This is a genomic window from Alcaligenes sp. Marseille-Q7550 (assembly GCF_965112015.1).
In genome coordinates this window covers 219,755-243,060 of sequence record NZ_CBCOPU010000001.1, presented here as the reverse complement: position 1 = coordinate 243,060, position 23,306 = coordinate 219,755, and the positions used below count along the sequence as shown (strand labels likewise).

The 23,306-nt window shown below is 66.6% G+C and carries 24 protein-coding genes and 2 pseudogenes; 9 read left to right on the top strand and 17 right to left on the bottom strand.

Features of this window, described 5'->3' with window-relative positions; genetic code table 11:
* Positions 1 to 40 precede the first annotated feature (40 nt).
* The 6 genes from ACWPWO_RS01120 to thpR form a co-directional block, all read right to left on the bottom strand.
* Positions 41 to 1,336 carry a TRAP transporter large permease gene (locus tag ACWPWO_RS01120; protein ID WP_454003761.1) on the bottom strand — a complete coding sequence of 432 codons (1,296 nt, stop codon included), beginning with the start codon at positions 1,334 to 1,336 and terminating at the stop codon, positions 41 to 43.
* Positions 1,329 to 1,820: a TRAP transporter small permease gene (locus ACWPWO_RS01115; RefSeq protein ID WP_454003759.1), complete on the bottom strand. Its 492-nt coding sequence runs from the start codon at positions 1,818 to 1,820 to the stop codon at positions 1,329 to 1,331. The genes ACWPWO_RS01120 and ACWPWO_RS01115 overlap by 8 nt, the downstream gene beginning before the upstream one ends.
* Before the next feature lie 12 nt (positions 1,821 to 1,832).
* A complete protein-coding gene (locus ACWPWO_RS01110) occupies positions 1,833 to 2,801 on the bottom strand; it encodes a TRAP transporter substrate-binding protein (protein ID WP_454003758.1) in 969 nt (322 codons plus the stop codon).
* A 38-nt stretch (positions 2,802 to 2,839) separates the two neighbouring features.
* Positions 2,840 to 3,514: a hypothetical protein gene (locus ACWPWO_RS01105; protein ID WP_454003756.1), complete on the bottom strand. Its 675-nt coding sequence runs from the start codon at positions 3,512 to 3,514 to the stop codon at positions 2,840 to 2,842.
* A gap of 212 nt (positions 3,515 to 3,726) precedes the next feature.
* Positions 3,727 to 4,665, bottom strand: coding sequence for a LysR family transcriptional regulator (locus ACWPWO_RS01100; protein ID WP_454003754.1), 939 nt, complete (start codon positions 4,663 to 4,665; stop codon positions 3,727 to 3,729).
* A gap of 46 nt (positions 4,666 to 4,711) precedes the next feature.
* Positions 4,712 to 5,311, bottom strand: coding sequence for an RNA 2',3'-cyclic phosphodiesterase (thpR, locus tag ACWPWO_RS01095; RefSeq protein ID WP_454003752.1), 600 nt, complete (start codon positions 5,309 to 5,311; stop codon positions 4,712 to 4,714).
* Between the two features lie 163 nt (positions 5,312 to 5,474).
* Here thpR and ACWPWO_RS01090 point away from each other — a divergent pair, with 163 nt between their 5' ends.
* Positions 5,475 to 5,723, top strand: coding sequence for a GlsB/YeaQ/YmgE family stress response membrane protein (locus ACWPWO_RS01090; protein ID WP_394063263.1), 249 nt, complete (start codon positions 5,475 to 5,477; stop codon positions 5,721 to 5,723).
* Positions 5,724 to 5,798: 75 nt separating this feature from the next.
* On the opposite strand, the gene ACWPWO_RS01085 is transcribed toward ACWPWO_RS01090, so the two are convergent.
* From ACWPWO_RS01085 to ACWPWO_RS01060, 6 genes and pseudogenes are all read right to left on the bottom strand, one after another.
* Entirely contained in the window at positions 5,799 to 7,235 is a 1,437-nt protein-coding gene (locus tag ACWPWO_RS01085; protein ID WP_454003750.1) for a DUF3482 domain-containing protein, read from the bottom strand.
* Positions 7,232 to 8,187, bottom strand: a pseudogene (locus ACWPWO_RS01080) (DUF2868 domain-containing protein). The gene ACWPWO_RS01085 and the pseudogene ACWPWO_RS01080 overlap by 4 nt, the downstream one beginning before the upstream one ends.
* 465 nt (positions 8,188 to 8,652) lie before the next feature.
* Positions 8,653 to 9,150, bottom strand: a complete 498-nt coding sequence (locus ACWPWO_RS01075) for a TPM domain-containing protein (RefSeq protein ID WP_454003748.1) — start codon at positions 9,148 to 9,150, stop codon at positions 8,653 to 8,655.
* A 17-nt stretch (positions 9,151 to 9,167) separates the two neighbouring features.
* Positions 9,168 to 9,446, bottom strand: a complete 279-nt coding sequence (locus ACWPWO_RS01070; RefSeq protein ID WP_454003746.1) for a hypothetical protein — start codon at positions 9,444 to 9,446, stop codon at positions 9,168 to 9,170.
* Entirely contained in the window at positions 9,416 to 10,099 is a 684-nt protein-coding gene (locus ACWPWO_RS01065) for a TPM domain-containing protein (RefSeq protein ID WP_454003744.1), read from the bottom strand. The genes ACWPWO_RS01070 and ACWPWO_RS01065 overlap by 31 nt, the downstream gene beginning before the upstream one ends.
* 20 nt (positions 10,100 to 10,119) lie before the next feature.
* Positions 10,120 to 10,740, bottom strand: coding sequence for a LemA family protein (locus ACWPWO_RS01060; protein WP_394063253.1), 621 nt, complete (start codon positions 10,738 to 10,740; stop codon positions 10,120 to 10,122).
* 478 nt (positions 10,741 to 11,218) lie between these two features.
* Here ACWPWO_RS01060 and ACWPWO_RS01055 point away from each other — a divergent pair, with 478 nt between their 5' ends.
* From ACWPWO_RS01055 to ACWPWO_RS01040, 4 genes are all read left to right on the top strand, one after another.
* Entirely contained in the window at positions 11,219 to 12,604 is a 1,386-nt protein-coding gene (locus ACWPWO_RS01055) for a DEAD/DEAH box helicase (protein ID WP_454003742.1), read from the top strand.
* A 65-nt stretch (positions 12,605 to 12,669) separates the two neighbouring features.
* Positions 12,670 to 13,296, top strand: a complete 627-nt coding sequence (locus tag ACWPWO_RS01050) for a LysE family transporter (protein WP_394063249.1) — start codon at positions 12,670 to 12,672, stop codon at positions 13,294 to 13,296.
* 106 nt (positions 13,297 to 13,402) lie between these two features.
* A complete protein-coding gene (locus ACWPWO_RS01045) occupies positions 13,403 to 15,019 on the top strand; it encodes a peptide chain release factor 3 (protein WP_454003741.1) in 1,617 nt (538 codons plus the stop codon).
* Positions 15,020 to 15,127: 108 nt separating this feature from the next.
* On the top strand, positions 15,128 to 15,754 hold the full coding sequence (locus ACWPWO_RS01040; RefSeq protein ID WP_454003739.1) for a hypothetical protein: 627 nt from the start codon (positions 15,128 to 15,130) through the stop codon (positions 15,752 to 15,754).
* A 63-nt stretch (positions 15,755 to 15,817) separates the two neighbouring features.
* On the opposite strand, the gene bfr is transcribed toward ACWPWO_RS01040, so the two are convergent.
* The 3 genes from bfr to rpoN form a co-directional block, all read right to left on the bottom strand.
* Positions 15,818 to 16,297, bottom strand: coding sequence for a bacterioferritin (bfr, locus tag ACWPWO_RS01035; RefSeq protein WP_394063243.1), 480 nt, complete (start codon positions 16,295 to 16,297; stop codon positions 15,818 to 15,820).
* Positions 16,298 to 16,575: 278 nt separating this feature from the next.
* Positions 16,576 to 16,863 carry a (2Fe-2S)-binding protein gene (locus ACWPWO_RS01030; protein ID WP_454003735.1) on the bottom strand — a complete coding sequence of 96 codons (288 nt, stop codon included), beginning with the start codon at positions 16,861 to 16,863 and terminating at the stop codon, positions 16,576 to 16,578.
* A gap of 174 nt (positions 16,864 to 17,037) precedes the next feature.
* The gene (gene rpoN / locus ACWPWO_RS01025) at positions 17,038 to 18,420 is read right to left on the bottom strand and encodes an RNA polymerase factor sigma-54 (RefSeq protein ID WP_454003733.1); all 1,383 of its coding nucleotides are present in this window, start codon (positions 18,418 to 18,420) and stop codon (positions 17,038 to 17,040) included.
* Between the two features lie 16 nt (positions 18,421 to 18,436).
* Between rpoN and ACWPWO_RS01020 the strand changes: the two genes are divergently transcribed.
* The 4 genes and pseudogenes from ACWPWO_RS01020 to ACWPWO_RS01005 all read left to right on the top strand — a co-directional run bounded on the left by ACWPWO_RS01020 (position 18,437) and on the right by ACWPWO_RS01005 (position 22,410).
* A complete protein-coding gene (locus ACWPWO_RS01020) occupies positions 18,437 to 18,991 on the top strand; it encodes a hypothetical protein (RefSeq protein WP_454003731.1) in 555 nt (184 codons plus the stop codon).
* 52 nt (positions 18,992 to 19,043) lie between these two features.
* Entirely contained in the window at positions 19,044 to 19,193 is a 150-nt protein-coding gene (locus ACWPWO_RS01015) for a hypothetical protein (protein WP_454003730.1), read from the top strand.
* Positions 19,194 to 19,329: 136 nt separating this feature from the next.
* Positions 19,330 to 21,026: pseudogene (gene leuA, locus ACWPWO_RS01010) on the top strand (2-isopropylmalate synthase).
* Positions 21,027 to 21,297: 271 nt separating this feature from the next.
* Complete coding sequence (locus ACWPWO_RS01005; RefSeq protein WP_454003728.1) at positions 21,298 to 22,410, top strand: porin; 1,113 nt, start codon at positions 21,298 to 21,300, stop codon at positions 22,408 to 22,410.
* A 49-nt stretch (positions 22,411 to 22,459) separates the two neighbouring features.
* On the opposite strand, the gene ACWPWO_RS01000 is transcribed toward ACWPWO_RS01005, so the two are convergent.
* Complete coding sequence (locus tag ACWPWO_RS01000) at positions 22,460 to 22,777, bottom strand: hypothetical protein (protein ID WP_454003726.1); 318 nt, start codon at positions 22,775 to 22,777, stop codon at positions 22,460 to 22,462.
* An 85-nt stretch (positions 22,778 to 22,862) separates the two neighbouring features.
* Positions 22,863 to 23,210, bottom strand: a complete 348-nt coding sequence (locus ACWPWO_RS00995; RefSeq protein ID WP_454003725.1) for a DUF1840 domain-containing protein — start codon at positions 23,208 to 23,210, stop codon at positions 22,863 to 22,865.
* Positions 23,211 to 23,306: the final 96 nt, after the last annotated feature.

The following is a 23,306-nucleotide window of genomic DNA, read 5'->3' as shown; positions in this document are numbered from 1 at the left end:
GCGCGCCCAGCGCCACGTAAGCCGTCTGCATGGCGTCTCCTTACATCGCGTTGGGCAGGACCATGACGATCTGCGGGAACATCGTCACGAGCACCGTGGCCAGCACCAGCACCAGGAAGAAGGGGAAGGCCATGCGCACCAGTTCGAACAGATTGCGGCCGGTGATGCCCTGGATCACGAACAGGTTGAAGCCGATGGGCGGGGTGATCTGCGCCATCTCCACCGTCAGGATCAGGTAGATGCCGAACCAGATCGGGTCTATGCCGGCCGCCAGCACCGCGGGCAGCAGCACGGAGGTGGTCAGGACCACGATGGAGATGCCATCCAGGAAAGCGCCCAAGATGATGAAGAACACCGTCAGCACCGCGATCAGGGCGTACTGGCTCAGGCCCAGCGAGCCTATCCAGGCCGCCAGATTGGCGGGCAGACCGGTGAAGCTCATGGCGCTGGTCAGATAGGCCGCACCGATCAGGATGAAGGAGATCATGCAGGAGGTGCGCGCCGCGCCCAGCAGGCTGGCCGAGAAGGTGGCCCAGTTCAGCGAGCGGCCGAAGGCGGCGATGACCAGCGAACCGATCACGCCCAGCACGGCCGCTTCGGTCGCGGTGGCAATGCCGCCGTAGATCGAGCCGATGACCGCCACGATCAGCAGCACCACCGGCAGCAGCAGACGCAGGCGGCGGATCTTCTCGCCCAGGCTGATCTGCTCGGTGACTGGCGGCACGCGGTCGGGATGGCGCAGCGACCAGAACGCGATATAGGCCGAGAACAGGCACATCAGCATGATGCCCGGCAGCACGCCGGCCACGAACAGCCGGATGATGGACACTTGCGCGGCCACGGCATAGACGATCATCACGATGGACGGCGGGATCAGCAGGCCCAGCGTGCCGGCGCCGGCCAGCGAGCCTATGCTGATGCTGTCGTCGTAGCCGCGCGCCTTGAGCTCCGGCAGGGAGATGCGGCCTATGGTGGCCGCCGTCGCCGCCGACGAGCCGCTGACCGCGGCGAAGATGCCGCAGCCCAGCGTGTTGACGTGCACCAGCCGGCCCGGCAGGCGCTGCACCCAGGGCCCCAGGCCGCTGAACATGTCCTCCGCCAGCCGGGTCCGGTACAGGATCTCGCCCATCCAGATGAAGAGCGGCAGGGCGGTCAAGGCCCAGCTCGCCGAGGAGTCCCAGGCCTTGGTGGCGAAGATGATGCCGGCCGGCGCATCGGCGAACAGCACGATGGACAGGACGCCGCAGGCCACCAGCACCAGCGCCACCCACACCCCCATCGCCAGCAGCGCGATCAGGGCCACGAAAAGCACGATTGCTTGCGATAGATCAGCCATGTTCGGTGGCCTCCAGTTCCTGGCCCTGCACGGTGCGCAGCAGGCGCCGCAGCAGCATCAGGGTCAGCAGCCCCAGGCCTATGGGCATGCCCACCTGGGGAATCCACAGCGGCACGGCCAGCATGCCCTGCGACACTTCCTTGTAGAGGAAGGATTCATAGACGAAAAATGCGGTCTCCCAGGTGCACCAGGCCGACAGGGCCAGGCCGATCAGGGTCGCCAGCACTTCGTAGGGACGGTGCAGGCGCTGCGGCATGACCTGCAGCAGCAGCGAGACGCGCATGTGGTCGCCGCGCAGCATGGCGTAGGGCAGCGCCAGGAAGATGGACGCCGACATGCACCAGGCCGCGAAGTCGTCCGAGGCCGGGATCTGCATGGAAAACAGCCGCGCCACGATCTGCGCCGTCACCACCACTCCGATCAGGCAGAGAAAGAGCGCGGCGAGCGCGCCGCACAGCCTGGCCAAACGTTCCAACCAGATCATGGCGGCGCCCCGTCAAGGTTGGCGATAGGTGTCGAGCAGCTTCTGGCCGTCCGCGCCCGCCTTGGCCAGCCACTCCTGCGTCATGGTCTCGCCGATCTTGTGCAGTTCGCCCGCCAGCTTCTCGGGCAGCTTGCCCACCACCATGCCCTTGTCGGCCATGGTCTGGGTCAGCTTGGCGGTCTGCTCGCGGGACATGGCCCAGCCGCGCTCCTCGGCGCGCCGGCCCGCTTCCAGCACGGCCTTCTGCGCCTCTTCGGGCAGGCGCTGGAAGGCGCGCTTGTTGACGATCACGAAGCTCTGCGGGATGAAGACCTGCGCGTCGTAGTAGTACTTCACGTAGTCCCAGGCCTGCGAGTCCACGCCGGTCGCCGGCGAGGTCAGCATGGCGTCGATCACGCCGGTGGAAAAAGCCTGCGGCACTTCGGGCGTCTGCACGGTGGTCGGCACCGCGCCCATCAGGGACGCCAGGCGGCTGGTCGCGGGGCTGTAGGCGCGAAAGCGCACGCCCTGCAGGTCGGAGAGCTGCTGGACCGGCTGCTTGGTGTAGATGCCCTGGGGCGGCCAGGGCGATCCATAGACCAGCACGATGCCCTGCTTGTCCAGGCGCTCGGCCAGCATGGGCCGCGTGACCTTCCAGAGCTTCTCGGACTGGTCGAAGGACGAGGCCAGGAAGGGCACGCTGTCCACTTCGAACAGGGGATCTTCGTTGCCGATGGCCGCCACCAGCATCTCGCCGGCCTGCACCACGCCCTGCTGCACGCCGCGCTTGACCTCGGGGCGCTTGAGCAGGACGGAGTTGGACTGCACGTTGATGTTCAGCTCGCCGTTGGTAGCCCTCTTGACGTCGGCGGCGAATTCACGGGCGTTCTGGGTCAGGAAATTACCGTCCGGCTGCTCGGTGGACATGTTCCAGCTGGTAGCCGCCTGGGCGGCGCCGGCCAGCGCCAGCACGCAGGCCGCGGAAAGCATTTTTTTGATCATGGTGTAAGCCTCTCTCGTGAATTGACGTGATGGCCGCCTCAGGCGCGGCCCGCCTTCCGCTCCGCCGAACGCAGATCCCACAACAAGGAAAACTCGGACAGATCGTCCGCGGCCAGGCCGCACTCGCGCTGCAGGCGTTCGGCCAGCGCGCGGGCGCCCGCGACCGTGGTCAGGTCCGCCAGCAGGTAGGCGTCCAGCGTGCGCCGGGCCGGATCCTCCGATGGCAGGGGCGTGGACAGCTCGGGATCGGGCGTCAGCACGCGCAGGGCCAGCAGGCCGTCCACCTCCCGCAGCCAGCCGGCGCTGCGCCCGGCCGCCTGCCGGGCCGCCGGCTCGCCGGACAGGCGCGCCAGCAGCAGCACGCCGCCCGTGCCCTCGCCCCCCAGCAGCGAGACGGCCATGACGCGCCGCTGCGTATTGCTCATGCGGCCGAAATTGGCGATGGACCAGGGCGTCTGGTGCTCGAAAGCCTGCCGGTAAGGCGCGCTGGTGAACACGTCCAGCGATCGAGTGCGGTACACGGCCAGGTACTTGCGCCCTTCGCCCTGGCGCACATAGCGGCGCGACCAGTCAAAGCCCTCGATGGCGGCGCGCTCGGCCATGTGCTCGCGGTCATACCACTGGTTGAAATCGTCTTCGAACTCCGGCGCGATGTCGGTCCAGATGAACAGCTCCCCCGGCGCGCCGCGATCAGTGCGTAAAACGGCAGACACGTCAAACTCCTCCCGGAATCAATGCGTTGGTACAGGTCCTGGATATACTCTGATGCAGATTCTGGAACGGCTGAGGATCAGGCTCCAACGGTTTTTTTCGGCATGATCCGATAGCAAAAAGCGATCACTGCCACAAAGCGGCGTATCACCTGGATTGGCGCGGCGCGAACCGCGCCCGCCCTGGCGATGCGCAGGGGGAAAACCCTCAAGCTTCAGATGGCGAAGGCGCGCGTATCGGGCGGCGGCGTCGCCTCGCCGGGATGATCGGCGGCAAACTGGTGCATCCGGTCCAGGGCGACGCCTATCACGGCCTCGGCGGTGTGCGTCAGGGGATCGGGACGCCAGCTGGCCACCAGGCGCAGGGCCGGCAGCGTATGCTCGCACTCCACCTCCTGGTAATGGCCGCTGGCGATCTGCGCTCCCACGGCGGCCACGGGCAGCGTTCCCACGCAGGGCTGGGCGTCGATCAACTGCGTGCTGGCGGCGATCGAGGACACGTAGTGGATATGGCCCCGCTCCACGTGCTGCTGCTCCAGCAGCTGCACCAGCGCCAGGTGCGGCTGCGAGCCGCGCGGAAACGTCACCACCGGCCAGCGCCGGACCAGCTCCTGCAGGCTGCTGCGCGGGGGGATGACGCCTCCGGCCACGCAGACCCAGCCCATGCGCATGGAGCCCATGGGCAGGTTGCGAATGCCGTCGCCCATGATGGGATCGGTCTGCAGCGCCACATCGATGATGCCGCGCTTGAGCAGATCGTGCAGGCGCAGCGTGGACTCGGCCGTCAGCTCGATCTCCAGTTCCGGGTACAAGGCGTGCAGCTCGCGTATCAGCGCCTTGAACCAGGTATGCACAATGGATTCGACCACGCCCAGCCGCACCCGTCCGCGCAGGCTGCGCGGACCCGCCAGGGCTTCCCGCAGGCCCTGCTCCACGCCCAGGATCTGTTCGGCGTACTGCATCAAGGTGCGTCCCGCGGGCGTCAGGCGCACCTCGCGGTTGCCGCGCTCGAACAACTGCTGCTGCAGTTCGCTCTCCAGGGCGGCGATGCGCCCCGATACCGCCGCCTGGGTCAGGTGCAGCTTGTTCGCGGCGGCCCGGAAGCTGCCCAGGCGGGCGATCCAGGTAAAAGTCTCCAGAAACCGGATATTCATGTCCAGCCTTGTCTGCGGCCGGTGAGCCGGCCTGTTCTATTGGCGTTCAAGCCCGCATCATACCGCGGCCCAGGCAGGCCGCCAGGTGATACCGGCTGCGATCGTTTGCCGGAACGGAGACGATCAGGCCCGCGCCGGCAGGCGCGAAGCTCTGGCGCGGCAAGGGCTGCTCCCGCGTATCGACGCCATCCAGGCGGGCATGGCGCAGCAGGGAGATATGCGGCCTGAAGCGCCGCTCCGTGCGCTCCCAGCCCAGCGCCTGCAGGCGCGTCCAGATGTCCTCGTGCCAGCCCTGCAGGACCGCCAGCGCCTGCTGCTGCGAGTCGTCCGGCCCGGCCCAGACCACCCTGGGCTTCTGGAACACGCCCTGCACACTCAACTCGAACGCCACCTGGGGCGCGGTCCAGTCCGGCAACTGCGCAGCCAGCGCCTGCAGGGCCGGCACGGGACTGCCGCCCAGAAAAGCCAGCGTCAGGTGGAAATGCTCGGGCTGCATCATGCGCCCGCCATACATGCCGTGCGCCCGCCGCGCCTGCTCCTGCAGGTAGCGCCGGGCGGCCTGGTCCGGCCACAGGCCGATGAAGGCCCGCAGGGGGCGGGCCGGATCGCAATCGCTCAGGTTCAGCGCGGGCAGGGGGATGTTCATGGCACACACTATACGCCAGCCGGCGCGGACCGCTCATTAACAAAATCTGACGTTTTCACCACGGTCCTCAAGCCCAAACGCTGGACGCCGCAAAACTTCAAACCTAAGATAGAGCAGCGGTCTGACCCCATGACCGGCGAACGAACTGACAAGGAGTAGCGCGATGGGCATCATCTCCATGATCATTGTTGGCTTTATTGTGGGTTTGCTGGCGCGGGCCATCATGCCCGGCGACCAGAAGATGGGCTGGATCCTGACCACCATTCTGGGTATCGTGGGCGCCTTTGTGGCCGGCTACCTGGGGCAGGCGCTGGGCTGGTACCAGCCGGGCGAAGGAGCAGGCTGGATAGGCTCCATCGTAGGCGCCATCATCGTCTTGTTCATCTACGGACTGATCGCCAAGCGCTCCTGACCAAGGCGCCCGGACCAAGTAGAGAAGAACCGCCTGACACCCGCGTGCAGGCGGTTTTTTCGTGGGCGCAAAGCGCTATTGCGGCCGCGCCGCGGCGGGCCGTTCGCGCGCGCCCAGAAGACGCACGGCCAGTTGGCGCACGCAGGCCTCGCGCCGGGCGTCGGGTGAATAGTCGTCCCGCAGGACCGACCATTGCGGATGAATGCGCGCCAGGCGCAGTTCTTCCGGCAAGGCCCGGGCACGCCAGGCGTTCAGCTCGCGCTGTAGGGGCTGGTCGAAATCCTCCGCATCGATCTCGCCCAGGCGTATGGGCGTCTGGGCGGCATGGCCGCGCCGCTCCAGGGCGGCGATCAGGCTCAATTGGCGCACCGCCAGCAGGCGCAGGACAGCGTCGTCCACGCTCAGCTCGGTTTCGCCGCGCAATTTGCCCAGCAGGCGTCGGCCCCATTTGTCCGCTCCCTGCCACAGGCCGCCGGCCAGGGCGCCCACCGCCATGCCGGCGCCCAGGCTCAGTCCGCCGGTGAACGCGTCCAGCGTGGCGCCCGCCACGGCGCCGGCCGCCACGCCCTTGCCCAGCTGCACCCCGAATTCCTTCAAGGCCTGCGGATCGAACAGATCCATGCCCCAGCGCTCGCCATCAAAATGCAGCAGGTCGGCCACCAGGTCCTGACGGCTGAAGCTGTAGCGCTTGAGCAGGGCCTGCACGCTCTTGGCCTCGCGCTCCACCACGCGTTCGCGCAATTGGCCGCCGGCCCGCTCCATGGACTCCGGATCCGGTTCGCTGCTGATGCGCCAGGCCGCCACGTCCACCAGCAGCTCGGCCAGCAGGCGCAGGGCGTCGCGGCGGCGCAGCCCGGCCTGGCGGGCTAGGTCCGTCTTCAGGCGGTGCAGCACGTCCGCATGGGTTTCCAGCAGCAGGGCCAGCTTTTCGTAGAGCAGCGCCTCGCCATCGAGCGCGGGCGCCACGGTATCGAACTCGGCCAGCGCATGCAGGCCCAGACGAGCCAGCGCGACGCGCCACTCCTGCACGCGCGCCTGGGGACTGCGCACGAAGTTCAGCACGGGCAGCAGCGGCCGGCCGCTGTAGGCCAGCAGGGTAAGTTCATCCTTGTGCTTGCTCAGCACCGGATCGCGCGCATCCACCACGTACAGGCCGGCGTCGCAGGCCTGCAGCTTGCGCAACACGCGGGCTTCCTGTTCGAAACGCCCCTGCGCGGCAGGCGACTCCAGGAAGCGGCGGATGCGCTCGGGTCCGTCGATGCGCTCGCCCGGCTTGTTCAACTGGTCCATGAAGTCCAGCAAAGCCATGCTGTCCTCCAGGCCGGGGGTGTCGAAAAGCTCGACCAGCGCCTCGTCGTCCACGGTCAGCCGCGCGCCTTCCACGTGCCGGGTCGTGCCCGGGCTGTTGCGCACTTGCCCGAAACCCGTGTCGCGCGTCAGGGTGCGCAGCAAGGATGTCTTGCCGGTGTTGGTATGTCCCACCACCGCCAGGCTCAAGGCCGCCTGACTCATGGCGTTTCCTCCTTCACGGCCGGGGGCCATTGGTCATGAATCTGCGCCGGCGCGAAGCCGGCGGCGTCCAGGCGCTCATGCCAGCTGCGGCGGCGTTCCTGGCTGGTCGGCTCGGCGCCGCCGTCGATCAGGATCACATCGGCCTGGCGGGCCAGCTGAGCCCATTCGACCAGGGTGGCGACGATGCCGCGATCCGGCGTCTGTCCCGCCTCGCACACCATCAGCAGGCGGCGCGGCATGGCGGCGTGCAGCCGGCCCAGGATGGCCAGGCGCTCGGCGCGCGAATCCACGCGGCCCAGGTCCTGCATGTCCGGCTGCAGGAAGGGCGGCGGCCAGGCCTGCTCGGGCGTCAGCTCCAGCCCCACCACGCAGACGGCGTCCGCCGGCAGGTCGGCCTGGGCCGCGCCCTGGATCCGGGCCACGGTATCGGGCGAGGCCAGCACGTCCACGCCGGTGTGCTCGCTGGCCGGCATCAGGCGCGGCCGCAGTTCCGCCAGGCCCGGCAGGCTGTCGTCCAGCCGCAGGAAGCGCTGCGGCGCGCCCACTGCCAAAGGCTCCAGCCCAAGGCCAGCACGCGCGGCGCCAGCCCGTAGACCACCAGGGCGCCCAACAGCCAACCCGACCATTGCGCCTGAGCCTGGGCGTCCAGCACATGCAGTCCGTCGCTGATGCGTATGGTCTGCGCATCGGGCATGGCAAATCCCAGCAGGAACGGCAGGGCGCCGACGCGCTCGGTCAGCCAGACGAAGGCGTCGGGCGTCAAGAGCGTGGTTTCCCAATTGAACTGATAACGGCGCGAAGCCAGAAGGAACAGCAGCGAACCCAGGGCCGAGCCCAGCGCCAGAATCCACAATCCGTGGCTGATCATGCCGAACAGCCAAGGCTGGCTGCGCTGACGCGCCAGCACGGCGACGAAGGCGCGCGGCACCAGGCTCGCCTCGCCCTTGACCATGCGCCGGCTGAGCCACAGCCATGCGTCTCCCGCCCAACTGCCGCCGCCCGCGCCTTTGCCCGACCAGAACAGGCTGAGCAGCCAGAACAGCAGCGTCAGCAAATGCAGGCCCAGCAGGGCGCCCAGCGCCAGCAATACATTGACCGGACGGCTGCCGTCGCCCAGGGCGCCGGCGGCCGCGCCCGCGCCGGCCGCGATCGCCAGCATCGCCATCACGGCCAGCAGCCAGCGCGCGGCCTGCCACCACCGCTTCCAGGCCTGCAGCAGGCCGTCGCGGCTGGCCAGGGCGAAGGCCCGCTGCCAGACGCGCTGCGCGAAGGGGCCGCCGGCCGCCCGGGCGCGGCGCGATTCAGCGATATCGTCGACCGGCCCCCAGAGCGTCTCGCGCAGGCGCACCGCTTCGATCAGCGTCTGCTGCTGCCAGCGGCCGGCGGAGTCGGGCGTGTCCATGACGCTCGTCGCCCGTTACAGGAGCACCGGCTCGTCGGGCAGCGCATTGCCGGGCGCCGCGCCGTCGGAGCGTGCCGGCGCGCCTTGCTGCAGCACCTGCTCGATCGAGGCCACCGCCGTCAGCAGCCCGGACAGGTACTCGCGAGCGGCCAGATCCTGCTGCAATTGCCGGCAGATCTGTTCCCATTGGGCCGGTTCGGCTTTGATGCCGCGGTCGGCGATGATGTGGATGCGGCGCTGGTCCAGGGCCAGGTACAGCAGCACGCCGCTGTTCTGCGGCGTATCCCAGACGCGCAAGCGTCCAAACACTTCCAGGGCGCGCTGAGCGCTGTCGGCCTCGTGGGAAGGCAGCACGGCTTCGATGGCCACCACCAGCTCGCCGCTGTGATTCTGTTCGCTCTTGCGGATCTGCTCGGCCAGGTGGGCCAGCACTTCGGCGTTGAAATGGCGGCGACGCAGCCACTGGCCTTCCACCGAAGCCCAGCCCGTCAGATTCTTCCAGGTATTGCTCATGATTTCTCCCCGGCGGCCTACCAGCTTCCGGAGGCGCCGCCTCCGCCGCTGCTGCCGCCGCCACCGCCTCCACCACCGCCGAAGCCGCCGAAACCACCGCCGCCGCCTCCGCCGCCAAAACCGCCGCCCGAGCCATAGCCGCCCAGGCCGCCGATGACGCCGCCGCGCCGCGAGGCCCGGCCGGAGCTGGACTTGCCGCCCGCCCCGAACAGCCGCCCTATCATGCTGAGCACGGCGCCAGCGACGGCCGCGATCAGAGCCAGCGCTATGCTGCCCGAGACCACCAGCGTGAACACCCCGGCCGCGAAAGCGGCGAACAGGGCGAGGCGAAGAACACGATGGCGCCCACCGCCAGCAAAGGCTCCCAGAACACGCCTTCCTCGCCGGAAGAGGTGACCGGCGGCGTCTTGGGCGGCGGCGGCAGATCCTCGCCGTTCACCAGCCCGACCAGGCTGTCGGCAGCCGCCTGTATGCCGCCGTAGAAGTCGCCTTCGCGAAAGCGCGGCGTCATCTGTTCGCGGATGATGCGCCCCGACTGCAAGTCGGTGACAGCGCCTTCCAGACCGTATCCGGTCTGGATGCGCATGCGGCGGTCATCCTTGGCCACCAGCAGCAGGATGCCGTCGTCCACCTTCTTGCGGCCGATCTTCCAGACATCAAATACGCGCAGCGCGTACTGCTCGATGGTTTCCTCGCCCGTGGTGGGCACCATCAGGATGACCACCTGCGCGCCCTTGTCCTGCTCCAGCGTCTTCAGTTGCTGGTCCAGGCGGGACTTCTGCTCCGCGGTCAGCGTGCCGGTGGTGTCCGTCACCCAGCCCGCGATGGGGGGAATGGGCTCGGGCTTGGCCTGCGCGCCCGCCCAGGGCCACAGCAGGGCCAGCAGCAGGGAGGCCAGCGCCAGCGCACTTTCCAGGCCGCGGCGGCGCGCGCGATCAGTCATGGTCATGATGGCGCCTCCAACGCTGATCACCGGGCGGCCGGAGCGGGCGTGGCGGGCAGGTCGAACTTGACCTCGGGGTCACGCGTGATCTCGCTCTGGCGGTCCACCCCGTAGTTCTCCTTGACCTTGTAGCCGAAGATCTTGGCCGTGATCACGGTCGGGAACTGACGGATGAACAAGTTGTATTCCTGGATCGCCTGCACGTAGCGGCCGCGCTCGGTGGCGATGCGGTTCTCCGTTCCCTCCAGTTGCGTCATCAGGTCGCGGAACAGGCCGTCGCTCTTGAGCTGCGGGTAGTTCTCCGACACCGCGATCAGGCGCGACAAGGCCGAGGAGAGCTGGTTCTGCGCTTCCTGGAAGCGCGCCATGACCTCCGGATTGTCCACGTCGTCTACCTTGATCTGGATGCTGCCGACCTTGGCGCGCGCCTCGGTGACCTGCGTGAGCACGGCGCGCTCGTTGACCATGTAGGCATTGACGGCGCTGACCAGCTTGGGCACGAGTTCGGCGCGCCGCTCGTACTGGTTCAGAGTCTGCGACCAGGCGGCCTTGACCTGCTCGTCCAGGCGCTGGATCTCGTTATAGCCACAGCCGGACAGAAGCGCGGCCAACCCGGTGATGAATACCCATCGAATCCAACGTGTCATGATTTTCTTCCTGCGAAAACAAGCAGATGAACAACAAAAGAAAGTGACGGTCCCGTCCTGCCGCGAGGTCGCGACGCTACGCCGGACGGGCTGACAGCGCCAAGCGTAAACCGCCCCTCGCGGCAGGACAAGTGCATGCGCGGCCGCACTTGACAATTCCTGTCACTGGCGCCGCCCCGCCATTTGCGCCAAGCCCAGGCCCGACTGTGGTTTTTTCACGGAACGGAATAAGGCGGAGCAGGACGGTCAATGAGGATTTTTACTGATTTCACGGTATAATGGCTGATTGCGCAGCGCACCAATCACTGCGCCACTTGCAGCAGGCGGCGTTCTTGCCCCTGCCGTGGCATCGTCGCCATAAACCTCAAATACGTTAGCCTGGATTGGTAGGGCCCCGAAGAGGGCTTTTGGGCTGGTCACTGGAAAATTCTTGGACTCTCAAATCACCTTTGCCTCCCTCGGGTTGGCAGAACCCCTATTGCGTGCCGTAACTGACGCAGGCTACGTACATCCCGCCCCCATTCAGGCCCAGGCCATCCCCAAGGTCATCGAAGGCGGGGACCTGCTGGCCGCCGCCCAGACCGGCACCGGCAAGACCGCCGGCTTCACCCTGCCCATCCTGCACCGCCTGCTGAACAACCCCCTGCAGAATCGCAAGCCCGGCCGTCCCCGCGCCCTGATCCTGGCCCCCACGCGCGAACTGGCCGCCCAGGTCGAGGAATCCGTGCGCCTGTACAGCCAGCACACCCGCCTGCGTTCGCTGGTCATCTTCGGCGGCGTCAACATCAACCCGCAGTTCAACGCCCTGCGCAAGCCGCTGGACATCCTGGTGGCCACGCCCGGCCGCCTGCTGGACCACGTGCGCCAGCGCACCGTGGACCTGACCGGCGTCGAGATCCTGGTGCTGGACGAAGCCGACCGCATGCTGGACATGGGCTTCATCCGCGACATCCGCAAGATCCTGAGCCTGATGCCCGTCGAACGCCAGACCCTGCTGTTCTCGGCCACCTTCTCGGACGAGATCCGCGATCTGGCCCGCGGCTCGCTGAACGACCCGGACGAAGTGGCCGTCGCCGCCCGCAACACCACCAACGAGCTGATCACCCAGCAGGTCATCCTGGCCGACCAGTCCCACAAGCGCGACCTGCTCAGCCACATCATCCGCGAAAGCGGCTGGAACCAGGTGCTGGTGTTCTGCCGCACCAAGCACGGCGCCAACCGCCTGGCCGAAAAACTGTCCAAGGACGGCATGGCCGCCGAAGCCCTGCACGGCAACAAGAGCCAGGCGGCCCGCACCCGCGCGCTGGCCGGCTTCAAGAACGGCAAGGTGGTGGTGCTGGTGGCCACCGACATCGCCGCCCGCGGCCTGGACATCGACCAGTTGCCCTACGTGGTCAACTTCGAGCTGCCCAACGTGCCTGAAGACTACGTGCACCGCATCGGCCGCACCGGCCGCGCCGGCAGCGAGGGCGTCGCCCTGTCGCTGGTGGACCGCACCGAGATGCGCCTGCTCAAGCAGATCGAGCGCCTGACCCGCAACACCATCGAGCGCATCGTGGTGGAAGGCTGGACGCCGCCATCGCGCCAGGCCATCGAAGAAGCCGGCGACAACGAGGATACCTACGCCGAGCGCCGCTTCAACAATGCGCCCGCCCCGCGCGCGCATGCTCCGCGCCGCTCCGGCCAGGGCCGGCCCGGCGAAGGCCGCGGCAGCGCGGACACCCGTCCCCGCCGTCCCGGCAACGACAGCCGTCCACGCCGCAACGGCGCGCCCGCCCAGGGTCGTCCCGCCCAGGGCCGCCAGGAAGGGCGCGGCCAGGGCCGCGGCAACGGCGGTCGCGGCGCGCAGCACGCCAAGGCCTGATCCCTCATCAGGCGCATCGCCTGCCTGGGGCGGGCGATGCGCCCGCCTCTGGATAGAACGACATCATGGCACTGAGCACCTGGCTCGCCTTCTTCGCGGCTTCCTGGGTCATCTCCTTCTCGCCCGGACCGGGCGCGATCTCCTCCATGTCCTCGGGGCTGAAGTACGGCTTCCGGCGCGGCTACTGGATGGCCATAGGCCTGAACATCGGCATCATGATCCAGGTGCTGATCATCAGCCTGGGACTGGGCCAGGTGCTGGCCCGCTCCGAACTGGCCTTCAACATCATCAAATGGCTGGGCGCGGCCTACCTGATCTACCTGGGCTGGAAGCAACTGCGCACCGACGCCATGCCGGTGGAGGTCGCCGGACAGGAACCCAGCGACTTCCGCATCCGCGACCTGCTGCTGCGCGGCTGCCTGATCAACATCACTAACCCCAAGGGCACGGTCTTCCTGCTGGCCATCATGCCGCAGTTCCTGGACCTGGGCCGGCCGCTGCCCCTGCAGTACCTGCTGATCGCCCTGACGCTGTGCTTCACGGACCTGGTGGCCATGGGCTGCTACACCTCGCTGGCCGCCCGCATGCTCCGCATGCTGCGCCAGGCGCGCCACATCCGGCTGCTGAACCGCGTCTTCGGTTCGCTGTTCATCCTGGCCGGCACCGTGCTGGCGGGCGTCTCGCGTCACTGAAGCCGATCGGCCGCCGGCGGGCGCGGCTTGCCCCGCACCCGCCCTTTACGGATAATTCGCTACTGTTTTCCACGCGCCGACCGCGGCGCCGCCACAAGGATTTTCAATGTCGTCCGGTGACATACGCTCTGAAGTCAAGAAACGCCGCACTTTCGCCATCATCTCCCACCCCGACGCGGGCAAGACCACGCTGACTGAAAAACTGCTGCTGTTCGCGGGCGCGATCCAGATCGCCGGCAGTGTGAAGGCGCGCAAGGCCAGCCGCCACGCCTCGTCGGACTGGATGGAGATCGAAAAGCAGCGCGGCATTTCGGTGGCTTCGTCCGTGATGCAGATGGAGTACCGGGACTGCGTGATCAACCTGCTCGACACCCCCGGCCACCAGGACTTCTCGGAAGACACCTACCGCGTGCTGACCGCCGTGGACGCCGCCCTGATGGTGATCGACGCGGCCAACGGCGTGGAGCCGCAGACCATCCGCCTGCTGCAGGTCTGCCGCGCGCGCAACACCCCCATCATCACCTTCGTCAACAAGCTGGACCGCGAAGTGCAGGAGCCGCTGGACCTGCTGTCGGAAATCGAATCGCACCTGAGCATGGAAGCCGTGCCCTTTTCCTGGCCCATCGGCATGGCGCGCCGCTTCGGCGGCGTATTCAACCTGCGCAAGGACCACATGCGCGTCTTCAAGCCCGGCCAGGAGCGCCACGGCGACGACGACGAACTGATCCCCGGCCTGGACAACCCGGTCATCGCCCAGCGCTTTGGCGAGGCCTTCGAAAAAGCCCGCGAGGAGATCGAGCTGATCTCCGAAGCCTCGCCCGTCTTCGACCACCAGGCCTTCCTGGACGGCCGCCAGACTCCGGTCTTCTTCGGATCGGCCATCAACAACTTCGGCGTGCAGGAAGTGCTGGACGCCCTGGTGGAGCTGGCGCCCGCTCCCGGCCCGCGCACGGCCCTGCAGCGTGAAGTGCAGCCGGACGAACCCAAGTTCAGCGGCGTGGTCTTCAAGGTGCAGGCCAATATGGACCCGGCCCACCGCGACCGCGTGGCCTTCGTGCGCGTGAGCTCCGGCCACTTCAAGCGCGGCATGAAGCTGAAGGTGTCGCGCACCGGCAAGGAAATCCGCCCCAACAACGTGGTGTCCTTCCTGTCCCAGCGCCGCGAACTGCTGGACGATGCCTTCGCCGGCGACATCATCGGCGTGCCCAACCATGGCGTGCTGCAGCTGGGCGACGTGCTGACCGAGGGCGAAAACCTGCAATTCACCGGCCTGCCGTTCTTCGCCCCCGAACTCTTCCAATCCATCGAGGTCAAAGATCCTTTGCGCACCAAGCAGTTGCGCACCGGCCTGACCCAACTGGGCGAAGAGGGCGCGATTCAGGTGTTCCGCCCGCATATGGCCGGCGGCATGATGCTGTTGGGCGCCGTGGGCCAGCTGCAGTTCGAAGTGGTGGCTCACCGCCTCAAGACCGAATACGGCGTGGACGCCCGCCTGTCTTCCAGCCGCTTCAACCTGGCCCGCTGGGTGACCGCCAAGGATCCCAAGGACATGAAGAAATTCATCGAGACCAACGCAGGCAACATCGCCTACGATGTGGTCGAGGCAACCGCCTTCCTGGCTTCTTCGCCGGCGCAGTTGCGCGTGGCCCAGGAACTCAATCCCGGCATCGAGTTCCATGCCTTGCGCGAGCACGGCGGACACGTCTTCGGGGACGCAGTCTAATTCTGTCACAAGAGCGGCGCCGACATTTCGCTACAATGTCGGCTCCATTTCATCAATTTCACGCATCCGGAACGCGGATTGCCCACTGACTAGACCGAGAAATAGCCTATGCCCTGGCGTTTTATCATTGCTGTCTTGCTGCTGGCTGCAGGAGCCTCGGTATGGGGCGGACTGGAACTCGGAAACTGGCTGATCGCGCACGGTCCCGAGAAATCCATGGCCGTGGCCACGGCCGATCCGGACGACCTGCCCACGCTGGACGCGGACGGCAAGCCCTTTACCGCGCAGCCGCCTCAGCCCCTGCCGGACGGCCGCCTGGGGGTGCCCCAGCCCGGAACGCCCGTGGCCTGGGAAATCAATACCGAATCCCTGGAAGACGAAAAGCCGCCGATCGCGCTGGCCACCACCTCCATTTCCCTGGAAGAAGCCATCCAGATCGCCATGAGCGAGCAGAACCGCGAGCTGCAAGGCATCGCCACCGTCAACAATCTGGGCGGCCAGCAGCCCATCCAGCCCGTGGACATCGGCACGCCGCCGCCTCCGCCGCCGCAGAACGTGCAGGTGGGCGGCGCCAACGGCGGGGCCTGGCAGGCTCAACTGCAGCAGGAACTGAACGCCTGCAGCGCCAAAGGCTTTTTCGAGCGTCCCAGTTGTTCCTGGGAAGCCCGCAACAAGTACTGCGGCCCCAACAATGCCTGGGGCCGGGTGCCCGGCTGTCCCGACAAAGCTTTCTAGGCCGCTTGCGGCCCGCACGAAAAAAGCGCCCCGAGGGGCGCTTTTTCTTTGGAGCCGCGCGGCTTATTCGCCGTGCTCGCCCATCTGCGACTGCAGGTAGTTCTGCAGACCGACCTTGTTGATCAGCTCGATCTGGGTCTCCAGCCAGTCGATGTGCTCTTCAGTGTCGTCCAGGATCTTCAGGAACAGGTCGCGGGACACGTAGTCGCGTGCGGATTCACAGTATTCGATGGCCTCGACCACGGTCTCGCGGGCGGCCTTCTCCAGCTTCAGATCGCAGCCCAGCAGCTCGGGCACGTTCTCGCCAATCATGATCTTGTGCATGTCCTGCAGATTGGGCAGGCCGTCCAGCATGAAGATGCGCTCGATCAGCATGTCGGCGTGCTTCATTTCCCCGATGGACTCGTCGTACTCGTGCTTGCCCAGCTTGTTGAAGCCCCAATGGTTCAGCATGCGGGCATGCAGGAAATACTGGTTGATGGCCGTGAGTTCGTTCTTCAGTTGCTTGTTCAGGTGTTGAACCACCACTTTATCGCCAAACATGTTCTTCTCCTGTGAATCTGGCGGCGCCTGCCCCAACAGGACGCCGGACTCCCGCAACGCGGGGCCGGGCCGGCTTCGGAGCGAACACGAAATCCGGCCCCTGGCTTTGGGGGTGAAAGCCACAGACTACCATGCACAGGGGAATTGCGGCGCAAAAGAGGACAGTCCCGCTGCCCGATCCGTTGCGGATTTGGGTTAATAGCAGGACTAACGAAACTCATTCCCACTACCGGAGCCGGTGCGGGGTGGTTCGGGGCCGGCCAGTCACCGGAGCCGCGTCAGGCGCGGCAGACGATGCGTTCGAAGGCTTGCTCGGCGATGTGGTTGTCGTTGGCGGCGTCCTCGACCCGGGCGGCCCCGGCCGGGGCGATCATGACCTGGTTGGCGTAGCGCCCGCCCGGCAGGTAATCCTGGGCCGTATCCGCACAACAACCGCAGCAGGACGCAACCCCCAGCTGACCCTGCAGGTCCGCCAGGCTGGCAGCGCCGCCTTGCACAGCTTCCTGTACTTGACGCTCGGTGATGGCATTACATATGCAAATATACATGAGAACAATTATCATCAAGAATATTGAAAAGATCAATAGTCATTCTCATTTAGTTCACATTTTCTGTTCCGTCTCCCTATGAGAGCCCTTTCGACACCCGGCATAAGCAGCAGAAAGCGCGTCAATCCTGCAACAAATGGCCCATCAGCAAACAAACGCCTTCTCGATTTCTCCTAATTCCCCTCTCTATTTCTACGCACCCGCCGCCGCCCGCATCTTGCGCTGCGAAGCCGTGGCCAGGCCTTCGGCCTCGCGGTATTTGGCCACGGTGCGCCGGGCCACGTTCAGGCCCCGGGCCTGCAACTGATCGGTGATCTGCTGGTCGGACAGGGGCTTGGCAGGCGACTCGGCGCGTATCATCTGGACGATCAGGGCGCGCACCGCCGCGGCGGAGGTATCGTTGCGGCCGTCCGCACTGTTCAGGCCCACGCTGAAGAACTGCTTGAGCTCCATGACGCCGTGCGGAGTCTGGAGATACTTCTGGCGCGTGGCGCGCGAGATGGTCGATTCATGCAGGTCCAGCTCGGCCGCCAGGTCGGCGAGCTGCATGGGGCGCAGGCCGGCGGCGCCCCGGATGAAGAAGTCCTGCTGAATCCGCACGATGGCCTGGGCCACGCGCAGGATGGTGGCGAAGCGGCTGTGCACGCTGCGCAGCAGGCCCGCCGCCTTCTGGCGTTCGGCCAGCAGCGCGGGATGCGCCTCGATGTCGCAGCCCGGCATGGACGCCAGCCGCAGACGCGGCACCGCCAGGGGATTGAGCACCGCCTCCCAGCGGTCCCCGACGCGCTTGAGCAGGACGTCGGGGACCACATAGGCGGACACATTCTGGGTCCAGCCGCGTCCCGGCTTGGGATCCAGCTTCAGGATCAGGTGATGGGCACGCTCCACCAGTTCGGCGGCGAACAGGCCCGCGGTGCGCTGGCGCAACTGATTGGGCGAAGCCAGGCTGGCCACATGCTCGCGCGCCAGAGGGCGGGCGCAGCGCAGCAGGTCCGGCTCCAGGCGGCCCGCCGACTGCATCAGCTGCAGATCCAGGCATTCGGCCAGGTCGCGCGCTCCCACTCCGGCCGGCTCCAGCGACTGCACGCGGGCCAGGGCGCAACGCAGCTCCTCGGCCTGCACCTCCAGCTCGGCCGGCAGCCAGGCCAGAACCTCGTCCAGGGAGCAGGGCAGGTAGCCGTTGTCGTCCAGCTCGTCGATCAGCAGTTGCGCCAGCGCCAGCTCGCGCGGGGCCAGGCGCAGCAGGCCGAGCTGCTGGCGCAGGTGCGCCCCGAGGTCCTGGGGGGCGCGCGTCTCGGGAACCCAGTCCTCGTCCTCGTCGCCGCCGCGAAAGTTGGAAAAATCCAACGCCGCCCACGACTGATCCGCCTCGTCCCGCCCATCGTCGGAAGACGGCCCGGCAACGTCCGCCTGCGGGTCCAGTCGCTCCAGCAGCGGGTTCTCCAGCAGGGCCTGGGCCAGCTCCTGTTCCAGTTCCGCCCCCGACAGCTGCAGCACTTTAATAGACTGTTGCAATTGCGGCGTCAAAGCCAGCGTCTGCTGCTGGCGCAAATCTAGTGACTGACGCGTAAGCATAGGTACAATCGTTTCCATGAAAACCGACAATGCCCAGATCCCTACCCCGAGTGACAGCCAGACGCTGCGCAACACTCTGTTCAAGCTCTGCGCCACGGCCACCATCATCTGCGCCGTGATCATCGTCGCCGTCGCCATCGTCTGGTGGGACCTGCTCAACCGTCTGATCAGTTTCGGGCGCGGACTGGACTATTCCGGCCTGCAGGCCCTGAGCATCCAGAACCTGGCCCTGATCAAGCAATACAACCCCTTCTTCTGGTGGACGGTGGTTGGCATCATTTCCCTTATTATTGCCTATCTTTTACACGGCTTCGTACAGGCCGTCATGCGCCGCAACCGGCAGCGCATCGTGGATGAAGCCACCATCGCGCACCTGGCCCGCAACCTGAGCCGGCCCGCGCGCGACGTCATCCTGTGGGCCTGGCCCGACCCGCGCAACCCCATCACTGTCGGCGATTTGCAACGCGCCTACGCCGAAATGCGCTCGGGCCGATACTCGAAGATGCAACTGGCCCAGCAGCAGAACCTGCTCCTGCAGACCGACTACGAGCGCAGCGAGCCCCAGGCCTGAGAACCTCTTTCGGCGCTTGCCTTGTTGCTCTTTTTGTGTTTGACTTACGGACATGGACCACGCACGCACATCCTTCAACGCATTCCAGGGCTTCAGCCGCGCCGCTGAACCGTCCCTGCATGCCGTGCGTCCCGGCCGCCGTCCGGCCGCCCTGTCCCGCCTGTTCTCCCTGCTACTACTATCGTCCGGTTGCCGGGCCTAGCGTCCCGCGGCAGTTCGGCAGCCAGACTCAGCCACATCTACGTCATCTGCGCCGCCACCGGCCTACGTACATGCTGAACCGCTGGTGACGGCAAGAAGTAAAAAACACTTTTTGTCCGACAGGTATCCCCATGGCAATGCTGAAAAACCCCTCCCAGAAGTATCGTCCGTTCGTCGCGTTCGACCGCGATTTCTCGGAACGCACCTGGCCGTCCAAGCGCATCACCCAGGCTCCGATCTGGATGAGCACGGACCTGCGCGACGGTAACCAGTCCCTGATCGAACCCATGAGCGTGGCCCGCAAGCTGCGCTTCTTCGAACAGCTGGTCAAGATCGGCTTCAAGGAAATCGAGGTCGGTTTTCCATCGGCATCGCAGACCGACTTCGATTTCGTTCGCAAGCTGATCGACGAGAAGCGCATCCCCGAGGACGTCACCATCATCGTGCTGACCCAGTCCCGCGAAGACCTGATCAAGCGCACCGTGGAAGCGGCCGCCGGCGCCAAGCAGGCCATCATCCACCTGTACAACGCCTGCGCCCCGGCCTTTCGCAAGATCGTCTTCAACCTGAGCAAGGACGAAATCAAGAATATCGCCCTGACGGGCACGCGCCTGGTCAAGCAGGAGGTGGCCAAATATCCGCAGACCTCCTGGCGCTACGAGTACTCGCCTGAAGTCTTCAGCACCACCGAGCCCGAATTCGCGCTGGAAGTCTGCAACGCCGTGGTCCAGGCCTGGGAGCCGACCGCCGACAAGCCCGTCATCCTGAACCTGCCCGCCACCATCGAGGCCACCACGCCCAATATGTATGCGGACCAGATCGAATGGATGCACAACAACCTGCAGCAGCGCGACCGCATCGTGCTGAGCGTGCACCCCCACAATGACCGCGGCACGGCCGTGGCCGCCGCCGAGCTGGCCGTGATGGCCGGCGCGGACCGCATCGAGGGCTGCCTGTTCGGCAGCGGCGAGCGCACCGGCAACGTCTGCCTGGTCACCCTGGCGCTGAACCTCTACACCCAGGGCGTGGATCCCGAACTGGACTTCTCCGACATCGACGAAGTGCGCCGTACCGCCGAATACTGCAACCAGCTGCCCGTGCACCCGCGCCACCCCTATGCCGGCGACCTGGTCTTCACGGCCTTCTCCGGCTCGCACCAGGACGCCATCAAGAAAGGCTTCGCACAGCAGAAGTCCGACGAGCCCTGGGAAGTGCCCTACCTGCCCATCGACCCGGCCGACCTGGGCCGCAGCTACGACGCCGTGATCCGCGTCAACAGCCAGTCCGGCAAGGGCGGCGTGTCCTACCTGCTGGAGCAGGAACACGGCCTGGTGCTGCCGCGCCGCATGCAGATCGAGTTCAGCCGCGCCATCCAGCGCGTGACGGACTCCACCGGCAAGGAAGTCACGCCCGCCGACGTGTACGGCATCTTCGCCGCCGAATACCTGGACTGCAAGAAGCACTGGAAGCTGCTCAATCACCGCATCGTCAGCCAGCCGCATGCCGACAGCGGCCAGCAGTTCACCATCGAGGTGGACATCGAGCAGGACGGCAAGGTGCGCAGCCTGAGCGGCTCGGGCGAGGGCGCCATCTCGGCCTTCGTGAACGCGCTGGACCTGTCCATCAAGATCATGGACTACAACGAGCACGCCATCGGCTCGGGCGCCGAGACCCGCGCCGCCTCCTACGTGGAGATGCGCATCGGCGACAGCCCCTCGGGCTTTGGCGTGGGCATCCCCCCCCCGACATCGCCCCGGCCCCCTCCCGGCCCTCCCGGGGCCCCGTCAACCGCCACATCATCGCCCAGGCCGAGCAGGAAGCCGCCACGGCCTGACCCTTTTCACGGATGCCGGGCGGCGATCCCGCCCAGCATCCGGCCCGGCCCATTCCCGCCGGGCCCAAGACTTCGCATCGCAGCCCGCTTACCGGCGCGGCCGCAGGACACCCGCCCACGAGGCGGGTTTTTCATTGGCAGGCACCATTCACGGAACGGCGCGCCGGGACGACGGGCGTCCTGCCGCAGGTATCGTCTTCGCTGTCATGCGGCTGTAGCACCGGCTCCCTACACTGCGGGTTCCGATCAAGTCCCAAAGAGGATACCAACCGTGAAGACCTTCCTGCGCATCGCGGCGGCCGGCGCATGCCTGTCCGCTCTCTCCCTCCCCGCCATCGCGGCCAATGCCGCATCGGTTCAGCTCTACGGGCTGATCGACACCGGCATGGAGTTCATCAACCACGCCCCTGGCGGCGGCACGCACACCGGCTTCGGCTCGGGCAACTGGTACGGCTCACGCTGGGGCCTGCGCGGCGCCGAAGACCTGGGCGGCGGCCTCAAGACCGTATTCGCCCTGGAAAGCGGTTTTGACATCGCCACCGGCAACTCGCTGCAAGGCAAGCGCCTGTTCGGACGCCAGGCCTATGTAGGCCTGTCCGACCGAAGCTGGGGGGAACTGACCCTGGGACGCCACAACACGCTGATGATCGACTGGATGAGCAAGTTCAATCCGTACAGCAACTCCAGCTTCGGGGGCAAGAATCTCGACCCCGCATTTTCGGACCGGATGGACAACTCCATCAAATACACAACGAAGCTCGGCGCCGTCACCCTGGGCGCGTACTACAGCTTCGGGTGGAACAACGAACAGAGCTGGGACGACGCGAACCGCGGCCGCATGCTGGGCCTGGGCCTGCAATACAAGGCCGACGGCCTGACCGCCGCCGTGCTGTACCACAGCAAGCGCGCCGACGCGCCCAAGGCCGGCGCCAACAGCAGCGACAACCGTGAAGACCGCGTCCTGACGGGTGTCTCGTACCAGGCCGCGGACTTCACGTTCTACGGCGGTTACCGCTGGCTCGACCAGCACCTGACGACCCGCTCCTACATCAGCCACCTGTTCTGGGCCGGCCTGACCTACCGCCCCGCCAGGAACACGCGCCTGTCCGCCGTGGTCTACCACCAGCGCGGCACCGCCTGCGACAACATGAACCTGGTCTCGTGCCCGTCCGTGCAGCAGGCCGGCCGCGACCAGCGTCCTTCGCTGATCACCCTGGGCGCGGAATACGACCTCTCCAAGCGCACCTCGCTCTATGGCCTGGCCTCTTACGCGGTCAACAACCACGGCTCGTCCGTGAGCGTGCGCGGCGGCAAGTTCGGGGCCAACATCGAGCCGGGCCGCAATCAGCTCGGCGGCGCGGTCGGCATCGTCCATCGTTTCTGATCCTGGGGCGGGCCGGGCCTCAAGCCGCGGCCTTGTAGCGCGCCCGGAACTAGAAGGTGACCGCCAGCCCCGGCAGGTCCACCGTGACGCGCGAGGACTGCAGCGCCTGCAGGCAGTGGCGGGCGAACTCCTGGGCGCGGTCCTGGTCCTGGGACAGCACGTCATGGCCCAGGGCGTCGGCCACGCCCATGATCTTGTCCAGCAGCGGCGCTTTGCCGCTGGGGCGCAGCGGCTCGCAGCCCAGACGCTCCCAGGTCTGGTCCAGCCAGTCCCGCGAGGTCGCGCTGGCCTGCGCATCGGGCTGCACCGAAGTGACCAGCTCCAGTTGCTGGCGCGGGTTGAAAATCACGAGAACAATGGCGCGCATGCAAGGCCTCCGCGGGAAATGGGATGTGGTTCCAGCTTAAGCAAAGACGGCCCGCCGGAATGTCGGCGGGCCGACAATCCACCCCTCACCAGGAACTGTCGGCGGGTTCCCACAAAACCGGGTCGCCGCTCTTGTGCGCCTGGCGCAGCATGTCCAGGAGCGGAAAGGCGCGCTGCTTGAAGCTGACCGCCTGGGAGATGGGATGGTCGGGCTCGCGGTCTTCGTCGTCATGGGGCGCATGTTCGTTTTCCCTGTCCTGCCCCACGGCGTGTTCTATGCCCTGTATGGCCGCGGGCAGCTGTTCCGCCGTGAACACGCCGCGCTCGGGCAAGCCGTCAGGGTAGGAGCGTCCTGCCGCCCGGAGAATAGGCATGGCATGTTCAGCAAACATCAGGACATCGGCCGCGGCCTTGCTTTTGAATACGACTAGCATACGGTTTCTCCTTATGGATCTTTGTGCTTCCCAGGCTGTTTTCGGGCTGCACACATCACCAAGATAGCAGGGATTGCCTTCTTGTGGAGAGTCCCT

Coding starts and splice junctions, on each gene's coding strand:
- ACWPWO_RS01090 (WP_394063263.1), top strand. CDS start 5,475: ATGGGCATCATCTCCATGATCATTGTTGGCTTTATTGTGGGTTTGCTG.
- ACWPWO_RS01050 (WP_394063249.1), top strand. CDS start 12,670: ATGGCACTGAGCACCTGGCTCGCCTTCTTCGCGGCTTCCTGGGTCATC.
- ACWPWO_RS01065 (WP_454003744.1), bottom strand. CDS start 10,099: ATGACCATGACTGATCGCGCGCGCCGCCGCGGCCTGGAAAGTGCGCTG.
- ACWPWO_RS01110 (WP_454003758.1), bottom strand. CDS start 2,801: ATGATCAAAAAAATGCTTTCCGCGGCCTGCGTGCTGGCGCTGGCCGGC.
- ACWPWO_RS01020 (WP_454003731.1), top strand. CDS start 18,437: ATGAAAACCGACAATGCCCAGATCCCTACCCCGAGTGACAGCCAGACG.
- ACWPWO_RS01040 (WP_454003739.1), top strand. CDS start 15,128: ATGCCCTGGCGTTTTATCATTGCTGTCTTGCTGCTGGCTGCAGGAGCC.
- rpoN (WP_454003733.1), bottom strand. CDS start 18,420: ATGCTTACGCGTCAGTCACTAGATTTGCGCCAGCAGCAGACGCTGGCT.
- ACWPWO_RS01120 (WP_454003761.1), bottom strand. CDS start 1,336: ATGGCTGATCTATCGCAAGCAATCGTGCTTTTCGTGGCCCTGATCGCG.
- ACWPWO_RS01015 (WP_454003730.1), top strand. CDS start 19,044: ATGGACCACGCACGCACATCCTTCAACGCATTCCAGGGCTTCAGCCGC.
- ACWPWO_RS01100 (WP_454003754.1), bottom strand. CDS start 4,665: ATGAATATCCGGTTTCTGGAGACTTTTACCTGGATCGCCCGCCTGGGC.
- bfr (WP_394063243.1), bottom strand. CDS start 16,297: ATGTTTGGCGATAAAGTGGTGGTTCAACACCTGAACAAGCAACTGAAG.
- ACWPWO_RS01115 (WP_454003759.1), bottom strand. CDS start 1,820: ATGATCTGGTTGGAACGTTTGGCCAGGCTGTGCGGCGCGCTCGCCGCG.
- thpR (WP_454003752.1), bottom strand. CDS start 5,311: ATGAACATCCCCCTGCCCGCGCTGAACCTGAGCGATTGCGATCCGGCC.
- ACWPWO_RS00995 (WP_454003725.1), bottom strand. CDS start 23,210: ATGCTAGTCGTATTCAAAAGCAAGGCCGCGGCCGATGTCCTGATGTTT.
- ACWPWO_RS01045 (WP_454003741.1), top strand. CDS start 13,403: ATGTCGTCCGGTGACATACGCTCTGAAGTCAAGAAACGCCGCACTTTC.
- ACWPWO_RS01060 (WP_394063253.1), bottom strand. CDS start 10,740: ATGACACGTTGGATTCGATGGGTATTCATCACCGGGTTGGCCGCGCTT.
- ACWPWO_RS01075 (WP_454003748.1), bottom strand. CDS start 9,150: ATGAGCAATACCTGGAAGAATCTGACGGGCTGGGCTTCGGTGGAAGGC.
- ACWPWO_RS01085 (WP_454003750.1), bottom strand. CDS start 7,235: ATGAGTCAGGCGGCCTTGAGCCTGGCGGTGGTGGGACATACCAACACC.
- ACWPWO_RS01000 (WP_454003726.1), bottom strand. CDS start 22,777: ATGCGCGCCATTGTTCTCGTGATTTTCAACCCGCGCCAGCAACTGGAG.